A 10997-nucleotide genomic window follows, 5' to 3' on the forward strand; every position below is an offset into this window, starting at 1 on the left:
CCCCCCCCCGCCCCCCCCCCCCCCACCCCCCCCCCCCCCCCCCCCGGCGCGCGCCCCCCCCCCCCCCCCCCCGCCACTGTGCTGTCAGCTACTGCCTACTGGGTCCGTGCGTCAGTCGCGCAGGATGGACAGCAGGCGGACGATCTCCATGTAGATCCAGACCAGGGAGAGCGTCAGGCCGAAGGCCACCCGCCACGCCTCGCGCTCCGGGGCGCCGACCGCGACCAGCTGCTCGGCCTCGTTGAAGTCCAGCGACAGGAAGAACGCACCGAGCCCGATGCCGACCAGGGCGAACAGGATGCCGATCGGCCCTTCGCGGAGGCCCAGGCCGTTGCCGCCGCCGATCAGCAGGACGACCAGGTTGACCAGGATCATCGCGAGGAACGCGAACGCGATCGCCATGCCGACCCGGGCGTAGCGCCGGGTGACGCGGACGCGGCCGGACTTGTACGCCCACAGCATGCCCGCGAAGACCGCGGCGGTGCCGAGCACGGCCTGCACCACGATGCCCGGGTAGCGGAGCTCGAAGAAGTGCGACCAGGCACCCAGGAAGATGCCCTGGAGTGCGGAGTACGCCAGCACCAGCGCCGGCGAGACGGTGCGCCGGAAGGTGACGAACATGCCGACGCCGAACGCGATCAGCGACGCGATGACCGCGGCACCGAGGTTGTCCACCGGGATGAAGACCCAGCCGAGCGCGCCGAACACGATCAGCGTCAGCAGCGTCATCGTGGTCTTGGCGACCACGTCGTCCATCGTCATGCGGCCCGTCTGGAGCGGACCCGCGGACTGCTGCTGGTACATCTGGTTCAGCTGGTCGGCCGAGGCCGGCTGGCCGTACTGCGGCGCACCGCCGAACGGGTTCCCGCCGGACGGCTGCTGCTGCCCGTACGGGGCACCGCCGCCGAAGGGGTTCGCACCGGACTGCTGCCCGTAAGGCGCGCCGGGCTGCGGCGCCTGCTGCTGCGGCCCGGCCTGCGGCGCTCCGAAGGCCCCCCGCCGCGAGAGGACCGGGTTGCTGCTCCTCATGTCAACTCCTCCATGCCCCGTGCTTATGCGGGGTCGTGGCTCAAGAGTAATCGTTAAGTAAAGCGCTTGGGGTGCCCCGTGAGCAGGATCTTTACCCCATCCCTCAGAGGGAGAACGCACAGGACGGGGCAATTGTGCCCGGATCCGCGCGGGCAGCGTCGAGCGCATGGGGGCGCCCCCGGCCGGCGGAAGTCATCGCCAGGCCGGTGGGCCGGTATCAGGAGTTCTATGCGACTCCCGGGCGTGCCGCGCAGCAGGCTGCGCGGTCCGGACGAGGCGAGCCGTGGGCGGGGAGTCCCTCCCGCTCCGGCCCTGGGCTTCCCGGCCTGGTGCGACATGGCGGCGTCGCTGGTGTTTCCCCAGGTCAGGGCCTGTTTCATCCGGTGCCCGGAGCCGGACTCGAACCGGCACGGCCGTGCGGCCAGCGAGGTTTAAGCTCGCCGTGTCTGCGTTCCACCATCCGGGCGCGAAGCCGAGCGTAGCGGCATCACAGCACCCTGTTGACCAACTGTCCGTACAACGATCGTCACCGGACACGACGCGCGAGCGTGAACTGCGACACCCCGAGGTATCCGGACCGGAATCCGGCCTCGCAGTAGGCCAGGTAGAACTCCCACATCCGCCGGAAGGTCGGGTCGAACCCGAGGGCCTCGACCGCGTCGGCATGCGCCAGGAAGCGCTCGCGCCACAGGCGCAGGGTCTCGGCGTAGTGCGGTCCGAAATCGCGGCGGTGCACGACGCGCAGCCGGGTGTGCGCGGCGAGGGACTCGTCGACCGCCTCGGGCGAGGGGATCAGGCCGCCGGGGAAGACGTACTTGTGCATCCACGTCCACGTGTCGCGGGCGGCGCGCATGCGGTCGTCGGCCATGGTGATGGACTGGATGCAGGCCCGGCCGCCGGGGGCCAGGGCCCGGTCGACGGCGGCGAAGTAGGCCGGCCAGTAGCGCTCGCCGACCGCCTCGACCATCTCGACGCTGACCACCGCGTCGTACGTCCCGGAGACCTCCCGGTAGTCGCACAGCCGGACGTCGATGCGGTCCGCGAGCCCGGCCTCCTCGAAGCGGCGGCGGGCCAGGGTGCGCTGCTCCTCCGAGAGGGTGATGGTGACGACGTCGGCGCCGCGCTGCGCGGCCCGCAGGGCCAGTTCGCCCCAGCCGGTGCCGATCTCCAGGAGCCGGGTGCCGGCCGCGACGCCGGCGCTGTCGAGCACCGCGTCGATCTTGCGGCGCTGCGCGTCGGCCAGTTCGTCGCCGGGCTCGAAGAGGGCCGACGAGTAGGTCATGGTCTCGTCGAGGAAGAGCGCGAAGAGGTCGTTCGACAGGTCGTAGTGCCGGCTGATGTTGCCGCGCGCGCCGGACGGGGTGTTCTCCTCGTCGGCGGGGCGCACCGCGACCGCCCAGCGCCGGAGCTTCTGCAGCGGGGGCGGGACCAGCGTGCCCATGCTGCGGGCGAAGACGGTGAGCACCCCGGTCGGGTCGTCGGCGTCCCAGGCCCCGGTCATCCAGGCCTCGCCGAAGCCGACCAGGCCGTGCGCGCCGACGCGGCGGTGGAACTCGTCGGGGCGCACGATGCGCATGACCGGGTCGCCGAAGCCGCCGCCGCCGATCACCCGGCCGCCGGGCAGGTGGACGCGGACGCGCAGACCGCGGACCGCGGCGTGGAAGATGCGCTTGGCGATGCGGGCGCGGGCCGGGACGTCGGGGATGTCGGCGAGGCCGGGCCAGGGGTCGGCCGGGGCGCCGAGCGGGACCGCGCCGCCGCCGGGATCGCGGCGCGCGGTGCCCGGCGGGCGCGGCCGGGTGTGCGGCTTGTCGAAGGTGTCGGCCGGGTGCGGTGCATGCGGCGCGGGCCGTGCGGCCGGACCGCCGCCCGCCGCAGCGCTCAGCCTGCCGTTGCTCGTCGTCCTCGTGCCCACGGTGCTCGCCTCACTCCCCGAAGACCCCTGACAGGTTCCCTGGGACGTTGCCCGGCTTCGGCACCGATGACGCTCGATTCAGTCGTTTGCCGGGTCGAAGCCATCGGATTGCGATCATCCCGGGGTATTACCAGCCGCCACTCCGTAGCCCTCGCGAGGGGCGGCACGACCGTGACCGAGGCTGACTCCGCGGCGCCGCCGGGTTCGTAGCGTTGAGGCGACCGATCCGTTTTGCCGGATCAGCCCCTGTACGCCACGAATGAACGAGGTCTCCGTGCGCCCCGAGTTCCCCGCCGCCGCCCCGCGCGACCCCGGCTTCGCCGCCGTCGCCACCGAACTGAGCAAGGTCTACGGCAGCGGCGACACCCGGGTGAACGCGCTCGACCGGGTCTCGGTCGGGTTCACCCGCGGGGAGTTCACCGCGATCATGGGCCCGTCCGGCTCCGGCAAGTCCACGCTCATGCACTGCATGGCCGGCCTGGACACCATCTCCTCGGGCTCGGTGCGGCTCGGCGGTGTCGAGCTGGGCGACCTGAACGACAACCAGCTGACCATGCTGCGCCGCGACAAGGTCGGCTTCGTCTTCCAGGCGTTCAACCTGCTGCCCACCCTGAACGCCCTGGAGAACATCACGCTCCCGATGGACATCGCGGGCCGCAAGCCGAGCCGGGCGTGGCTGGACCGGGTGGTCGGCATCGTCGGGCTTGCCGACCGGCTGGACCACCGGCCCGCGCAGCTGTCCGGCGGCCAGCAGCAGCGCGTCGCGGTGGCCCGGGCACTGGCCGCCCGGCCGGAGATCATCTTCGCGGACGAGCCGACCGGCAACCTCGACTCGCGGTCGGGCGCCGAAGTGCTCGGCTTCCTGCGCGACTCGGTGCGCGAGGAAGGCCAGACCATCGTGATGGTCACCCACGACCCGGGCGCCGCGTCGTACGCGGACCGGGTGCTGTTCCTGGCCGACGGCCGGATCGTCGACGAGATGTACGAGCCGACCGCGGACCGGGTGCTCGAACGCATGAAGCGCTTCGACGCGGCGCGGACCACCTGATCCCGCTCCCCGCGACCGCACCCGACTCTCCCCGTACGACCGCACCACGCAAGGACCGGCCGTGTTCCGTACCTCTCTGCGCAATCTGACGGCGCACAAGCTCCGGCTGGCGCTCACCTGCCTGACCATCGTCTTCGGCGTCGCCTTCGTCTCCGGGGTGCTGATCTTCGGCGATTCGGCCTCGAAGGCGATGACGGATGCCGCGAAGCACGACTACGACAACGTGTCGGTCTCGGTGCGCACCACCGACGCGGCCCGCGACGACGGGCAGTTGCCGCCGCTGACCGACGGGTTCCTGGCCGAGGTGCGCGGGCTGCCCGGGGGGGCCGCGGCCCGCGGCGACGTCAGCGGCTTCACGGCGGTGGTGGACAAGAAGAACGACCTGGTCGGCCCCGCGTACACCGCGGCGGGCGCGAACTTCTCCCCCGGGCCGGACGGGACCGACCCCGAGTACGCATTCACCGCGGGCCGCGGGCCGGCCTCCGCGGGCGAGGTGGCGATCGATGCGGCGACCGCGGAGAAGGCCGGGTTCCGGGTCGGCGACCGGGTCAAGGTGGTCGGCGACGGCCCGGTCATGGAGAAGACTCTGTCCGGCGTCTTCACCACGGACTCGGCCAAGCTGCGCACCGGCGGCACGCTGACGCTGTTCGACACCGCGACCGCGCAGGGGCTGTTCACCCGGCCCGGCAGCTTCGACGAGATCACCGCGAAGGCCGCGCCGGGCACCTCCGATGCCGCGCTGCTCGCCGGGATCAAGCCGCTGGCGCCGGGCGGCACGAAGACCGTGACGGGCGCGACGCTGGCCGCCGACGATCAGCGCGCCATCAAGTCCGCGACGAGTTCGATGAGCACCGGCCTGCTGGTGTTCGCGGTGATCGCCCTGTTCGTGGGCGCGTTCGTGATCGCCAACACCTTCACCATGCTGGTCGCGCAGCGCACCCGGGAGACCGCGCTGCTGCGCGCGATCGGCGCGACGCGCCGCCAGGTGGTCCGGTCGGTGCGGTTCGAGGCGCTGCTGCTCGGCCTGGCCGGTTCGGCCGCGGGCATCGCCGCGGGTGCCGGGCTGGCGCTGGGGCTCAAGGCGCTCCTCGCCGCCGGGGACAACGGCCTGCCGGACGGCCCGCTGGTCGTCACGGCCGGGACCGTGGTGTGGTCGCTGGCCGTCGGGGTGGGCGTGACGGTCGTGGCCGCGTGGCTGCCCGCCCGGCGCGCGGCCAAGGTGGCGCCGGTCGCGGCACTGCGCGCGGACCTGCCGCAGTCCGCGGCGAGCCTGGTGCGGCGGAACGTCGCCGGCGCGGTGGTGACCGCGGCGGGTGTGGCACTGATGGTGCTGGTCGGGCAGTCCGGTACGCCCATGGAGACCAAGCTGCTCGGCATCGTGTTCGGTGCCGTGGTGGCGCTGGCCGGCATCGTGGTGCTGACGCCGCTGATCGCCGGTCCGGTGATCCGGGGGCTGGGCGCGGTGTTCGGCAAGGTGTTCGGCGTCGAGGGGCGGCTCGCGAAGGAGAACGCGCTCCGCAACCCGCGGCGTACCGCGTCGACCGCGGCGGCGCTGATGATCGGGCTGGTCCTGGTCACCGCGATGTCGGTGTTCGGGTCGTCCCTGAAGGGCCTGCTGGACAGCGTCGCGCTGAAGGGCATCACCGCGGACTACACGGTGAGTTCGGTGTCGCACCGGCCGCTGGACCCGGGGATCGCCGCGACCGTGGCGGGGCTTCCGGACGTAGCGGCGTCCAGTCCGAGCCGGCCGGCCACGCTGACCGTGGCGGGCAAGGACCGCGACGCCAAGGCGCTCGACGGGGAGCAGGGCTTCAAGGTGCTGCACGCGGACTTCCTCGCGGGCGGGCCCGAGGGGCTGCGGAACGGGCTGGTGGTCTCCGAGCGGGCGGCGAAGGACAACGGCTGGAAGGCCGGCGACCGGGTGCCGGTGGAGTTCGCGGACGGGAAGACGGCGGACCTGGTGGTCGGGGGCGTGTACGAGGACAGCGATCTGCTGGGCGACTACCTCGTGTCCACGCAGACGCTGGCGCCGCACGTGCAGCGGTCGGGCGACGAGATGGTGCTGGTGGCCGCGGTTCCGGGCAAGGAGAAGCAGCTGCGCAGCGAACTCAAGGCCGCGCTCGGCGACAACCCGGCGCTGCAGATCCAGACCAAGGACGACCTGCGCAAGGAGTTCGGCGGCGCGATCGACCAGATGCTGACGATCCTGTACGGCCTGCTCGGCATGGCCATCGCGATCGCGGTGGTCGGCATCGTGAACACGCTGGCCATGTCGGTCTTCGAACGCACCCGCGAGCTGGGCATGTTGCGCGCGGTGGGCCTGGACCGGCGCCGGATGCGGCGGATGATCCGGCTGGAGTCGGTGGCCATCTCGGTGTTCGGCGCGGGCCTGGGCATCGTGCTGGGGCTGGCCGCCGGGGCGTTCGGGATCATGTCGGCGCGCGGCGAGGCGGCCGGGCTGGAGGTCGTGGTGCCGTGGGACCGAGTGGGGATCTTCCTGGGCCTGGCGGTGCTGGTCGGCATCCTCGCGGCGTGGTGGCCGGCGCGGCGCGCGGCGAAGCTGGACGTGCTGGACGCGCTGCACGCGGAGTGACGGCGCGTCGGGGCAGATGCACCAGGGCCCGCACCTCCTCGCGGAGGTGCGGGCCCTGGTGTTCGTGCGTGTTCGTGCGGTGTTCGTGCAGGGCCGCGTCAGGTGCGGCGGCCGACCGGGGTCAGCTCTTGTTCGCGACCTTGACGCCCGGTGCGGGCGGCATCGCAGCCTCGGCGAACTCGTCGCGCGGGTGCTCCATGGAGCCGAGCGAGACGATCTCGCGGCGGAAGAACATCGCGAGCGTCCAGTCCGCCACGATGCGCGACTTCCGGTTGAAGGTCGGCATCGCGTACATGTGGTACGTGCGGTGGAACAGCCACGCCGGCAGGCCCTTGAGCTTGAACTTGCCGAACATGATCGCGACGCCCTTGTGCAGGCCGAGGCCGGCCACCGCGCCGAGGTTCTTGTGCTTGTACTCGGCGGGCGGGAAGCCGCGCATCACGCTGATGACGTTGTCGCCGAGCTGCTTGGCCTGGCGTACCGCGTGCTGCGCGTTCGGCGGGCACCAGGCGCCTTCGCCGGCCGCGAGGTCCGGGACCTGCGCGTTGTCGCCCGCGGCGAAGACGTGGTCCATGCCGGTGACCTGCAGGGTCGGGCGGGTGTCGACGTGGCCGCGCGGGCCCAGCGGGAGGCCGAACTCGGCGAGCGCCGGGTTGGGCTTGACGCCCGCGGTCCACACGATGGTCGACGCGTCGAACTCGGTGCCGTCGGAGAGCACGCAGTGCTTGTCGACGCAGGACTGCAGCGAGGTCTCGAGGTAGAACTCGATGCCGCGTTCCTTGAGCTTCTTCAGCGTCCACTTGCCGAGCTCGTCGCCGACCTCGGGAAGGATGCGGTGCATCGCCTCGACCATGATGAAGCGCATGTCGTCGCGGCTGATGTTCTTGTAGTACTTCACCGCATCGCGGGCCATGTCCTCGATCTCGGCGAGGGCCTCGATGCCGGCGAAGCCGCCGCCGACGAACGCGAAGGTCAGCGCCCGGCGGCGGATCTCCGGGTCGGTGGTCGAGTCCGCGACGTCCAGCTGGCCGAGCACGTGGTTGCGGAGCGCGATGGCTTCTTCGATGGTCTTGAAGCCGATGCCGTTCTCGGCCAGACCGGGGATCGGGAAGGTCCGGGATATCGAGCCGAGGGCGATCACGAGGTAATCGAACTCGTGGTCGTACGCCTCGCCGACCAGCGGCACGATGCGCGCGACCTTGCGGTCCTGGTCGATGTCGGTGACGCGGCCGGTCACCACGTCGGCCTTGGGCAGGGCGCGGCGCAGCGGCACGACGACGTGGCGCGGCGAGAGACTTCCCGCCGCGGCCTCGGGCAGGAAGGGCTGGTACGTCATGTACGACCGCGGGTCCACGACCGTGACGGAGACCTCTCCGTACTTGGCCTTCTTGAGGATGCGCTGTGCGGCGTACAGGCCGACGTACCCGCCGCCGACGACGAGGATGCGGTGGCGACGGTCCTTGTTGCTGCTCATGAAGGAAGTATCCAGCAGGGTCAGGGGGTGCTGACGTGAGGCCGCGGATAGACCCCAGGCGCCCTTGTGATACCCTGCGCGGTTTCGTTTTCGCCGGGTCCCGCCTGCGATTGCCTGGCCGGCACCCCCGGTCCGCCTTGCTATCCCAACCGGCCTTCGGGACCACGGCCATGACCTGCAACGATTCTTGGGACACCGGGGATCCCGGGGGCGCTGTGATCCCGGTCATGATCGCCGCGAGGCGGCCGTTGAGACATCGGGGCCGGGAGCGTCCAGAGTTGATCAATCGCCCATACGGGTGTCATCGCGGCGATTTGCCGAAAACATTGCAGGACTTTGGCCCGGCGAGCATGTGAAGAGTTTCACAAACAAATCCGCCGACCGGCCCGGGAGGGCGGGGCGAAAGGCCCTGGCGGGGGTGGTCCGGAGGGCCCGGAGGGGTGCGGAGCGAGCCTGCGGCGGCGCGCCGGACCAGGCCGAGCCGGGTCGTCGGCGGCCGCGCGGCGGCACCGGCAGCGGGCCGGGACGGGCCCGCTGCCGGCCGGTGGATCACGGACGAACTACCGGGCGGCGCCCCGGTCGGCGCCGCCGCGGGATGCCGGCCGGCCGTGCCGCCGAAGGGCTAGCCGGCCTCGGCCTGCCGGTCGGTGACGCTCCACGCGATGCCGTCGAGGATGTCGTGCTCGCTGACCACGACCTCGGCGGCGCCGGTGCGCTCCATGATCGTGAGGAGCACCAGGGCGCCCGCTCCGATGACGTCGACGCGGCCCGGGTGCAGCACCGGGATGGCCGCGCGCTTGTCATGGTCGACGGTCAGCAGGTGGGTCGCCGCCTCGCGGACCTGTTCGATGCCGATGCGCGAGTGGTGGATGCGGGCCGAGTCGTACTCCGGCAGGCCCAGTGCCATGCCGGCCACGGTGGTGACCGAACCGGCCAGGCCCACCAGGGTCTTGGCCCGGTCCAGCGGGACCGTCTCGGCGGCCAGCGCGATCGCGGCCTCGATGTCCGCGCGGGCCGCGGCGATCTGCTCGACCGTGGGCGGGTCGGACGTGAAGTGCCGCTCGGTCATCCGGACGCAGCCGATGTCGACCGAGCGGGCCGCCTCGACGTGGTCGGCGCCGAGCACGAACTCGGTCGAGCCGCCGCCGATGTCCAGCACCAGGTACGGCTGCGCGAGGCCGGCGGTGCCGGACAGCTCGCGGGTGGCGCCGGTGAACGAGAGGTTGGCCTCCTCGTCGCCGGAGATCACCTCGGGCTCCACGCCGAGCAGTTCGCGGACGCCGCTGCGGAACTCGTCGCGGTTCTCCGCATCGCGGCTGGCGCTGGTGGCCACGAAGCGCAGCCGGTCCGGGCCGACACCCAGGGCCTGGATCGCCTCGTGGTACTCGCGGCACGCGGCGAAGGTGCGCTCCAGGGCCTCGGGGGCCAGGCGTCCGGTCTTGTCGACGCCCTGCCCGAGCCGGACGATCTGCATGCGCCGGTCGAGGTCGGTGAGTGTGCCGGTCTCGGGGTCGAGGTCGGCGATCAGCAGGCGGATGGAGTTGGTGCCGCAGTCGATCGCGGCCACGCGCTCGGTCGTCACGCGTCCTTCTCGGGGGTGTCGGCGGAGGCTTCGGAGGTTTCGTCGACGGTGCCGTCGGCGCAGACGCAGGGGCCCTTCTTCCACCACTCGGGGAGGGCCGCGATGGCCTCGTCGCCGAGCGGGTTGACCCCGGGGCCGGCCGCGAGCGAGTGCGCGACGAGCACGTGCAGGCACTTCACCCGGTCCGGCATGCCGCCCGCGGACGGGAAGCCCTCCAGGACCTCGATGGCGTCCCGGCGCTTGATGTAGTCCTCGTGCGCGGCGCGGTAGCGGGCCGCGAGGTCCGCGTCGGCGGCCAGGCGCTCGTTCATCTCGCGCATCACGCCGTCCGACTCCAGCGTGCCGATCGCCGAGGCGGCGCGCGGGCACGTCAGGTAGTACATCGTCGGGAAGGGGCTGCCGTCCTCCAGGCGGGGCGCGGTCTCGACCACGTCGGGCAGCCCGCACGGGCAGCGGTGGGCGACCGAGCGCAGGCCGCGCGGAGTGCGGCCGAGCTGGGCGGTGACGGAGGCGACGTCCTGCTGATCCATGGGGCAAGTATTTCCGATATTCGGGACGCCGGGACGCGGTGGTCAGCGGGCGCTGCTGCGGGGGTCGGTGATGGTCTGCGCGGGAGCCGGGCGCGGGGGCGGCGGCGCGGTCGACTTGGCGGGGTCGGCGTCGGCCTCGCGGACCGAGGTCCACAGCTTGTCCGGCCAGCTGGAGGGAGTACCGGCGCCGGGCTTGCCGGCCTCGGCGGTGGCCGGGGCGGCGGGCGGGATGACGGAGTACGCGATGTCGCCCGGGTTGACGTAGTGCAGCTGGCGGCGGGCCTGCTGGCGTACGTACGCCGGGTCCTTCCAGCGCTCCAGTTCGGCGCGCAGCCGCTCGACTTCCTCGCGGTGCTTCTGGGTCTGCTCGCGCAGGTCGGCGCGTTCCTGGCGCTGGCTCAGGTACTGGCGTACCGGCACGACCAGGGCGATGCCCAGCACGCAGACGACCAGGGCGAGCACGCCGGCCCGGCCGGTCAGCCGGTTCGGGCGGCCTTTGCTGCCGCCCCAGGTGACGACGATGCGGCGGGCCTTGCCGCGCAGGCCGGCCCTCTTGCTGCCGCTGCCGTTGGCGCCGTTGCTCTTGGTGCCGCTGCTCTTGGGGCCGTTGCTCTTGGGGCCGCCAGGCCTCGGAGTGCCGCTGCCGGGCGCGCGCCCGGGTGCGCTCTTGGTGCCGCTGCCCCCGCGGCCCGGCGTCGTGCCGGACCCGTTGCGTCCGCCCGCCTCGGACACGTCTGCCGCCCTCCCTGAACGTCCCTGGACGCCGTCGGGCCGGCCGCGCGGGGGCCCCCCCGCCGCGGGGCCCGCGGGGCGGGGGGGGGGGGCG

Annotated in this window: 8 protein-coding genes and 1 tRNA gene; 2 read left to right on the forward strand and 7 right to left on the reverse strand. The window is 72.6% G+C overall.

Annotated features, from left to right (window positions below; all coding sequences use genetic code 11):
- Positions 1-111: 111 nt before the first annotated feature.
- The 3 genes from LZ495_RS13455 to LZ495_RS13465 form a co-directional block, all read right to left on the reverse strand.
- On the reverse strand, positions 112-1029 hold the full coding sequence (locus LZ495_RS13455; RefSeq protein ID WP_235052396.1) for a Bax inhibitor-1/YccA family protein: 918 nt from the start codon (positions 1027-1029) through the stop codon (positions 112-114).
- Positions 1030-1413: 384 nt separating this feature from the next.
- A tRNA-Leu gene (locus LZ495_RS13460) sits at positions 1414-1495 on the reverse strand.
- 60 nt (positions 1496-1555) lie between these two features.
- Positions 1556-2734, reverse strand: coding sequence for a class I SAM-dependent methyltransferase (locus LZ495_RS13465; protein ID WP_235052613.1), 1179 nt, complete (start codon positions 2732-2734; stop codon positions 1556-1558).
- Between the two features lie 469 nt (positions 2735-3203).
- On the opposite strand from LZ495_RS13465, the gene LZ495_RS13470 reads away from it, so the two are divergent.
- Both LZ495_RS13470 and LZ495_RS13475 read left to right on the forward strand, forming a co-directional pair.
- The gene (locus LZ495_RS13470; RefSeq protein ID WP_235052397.1) at positions 3204-3992 is read left to right on the forward strand and encodes an ABC transporter ATP-binding protein; all 789 of its coding nucleotides are present in this window, start codon (positions 3204-3206) and stop codon (positions 3990-3992) included.
- A gap of 61 nt (positions 3993-4053) precedes the next feature.
- Positions 4054-6585, forward strand: a complete 2532-nt coding sequence (locus LZ495_RS13475) for an ABC transporter permease (RefSeq protein WP_235052398.1) — start codon at positions 4054-4056, stop codon at positions 6583-6585.
- A gap of 121 nt (positions 6586-6706) precedes the next feature.
- Here the strand turns inward: LZ495_RS13475 and LZ495_RS13480 are convergent, their stop codons facing one another.
- From LZ495_RS13480 to LZ495_RS44810, 4 genes are all read right to left on the reverse strand, one after another.
- Positions 6707-8059: an NAD(P)/FAD-dependent oxidoreductase gene (locus tag LZ495_RS13480; RefSeq protein WP_235052399.1), complete on the reverse strand. Its 1353-nt coding sequence runs from the start codon at positions 8057-8059 to the stop codon at positions 6707-6709.
- A gap of 622 nt (positions 8060-8681) precedes the next feature.
- A complete protein-coding gene (locus LZ495_RS13485) occupies positions 8682-9641 on the reverse strand; it encodes a Ppx/GppA phosphatase family protein (RefSeq protein WP_235052614.1) in 960 nt (319 codons plus the stop codon).
- Positions 9638-10171, reverse strand: a complete 534-nt coding sequence (locus LZ495_RS13490; RefSeq protein ID WP_235052615.1) for a DUF501 domain-containing protein — start codon at positions 10169-10171, stop codon at positions 9638-9640. The genes LZ495_RS13485 and LZ495_RS13490 overlap by 4 nt, the downstream gene beginning before the upstream one ends.
- 42 nt (positions 10172-10213) lie before the next feature.
- Positions 10214-10903, reverse strand: coding sequence for an FtsB family cell division protein (locus tag LZ495_RS44810; RefSeq protein WP_308268059.1), 690 nt, complete (start codon positions 10901-10903; stop codon positions 10214-10216).
- Positions 10904-10997 lie beyond the last annotated feature (94 nt).

The organism is Yinghuangia soli (assembly GCF_021502675.1).
Taxonomy (GTDB): domain Bacteria; phylum Actinomycetota; class Actinomycetes; order Streptomycetales; family Streptomycetaceae; genus Yinghuangia; species Yinghuangia soli.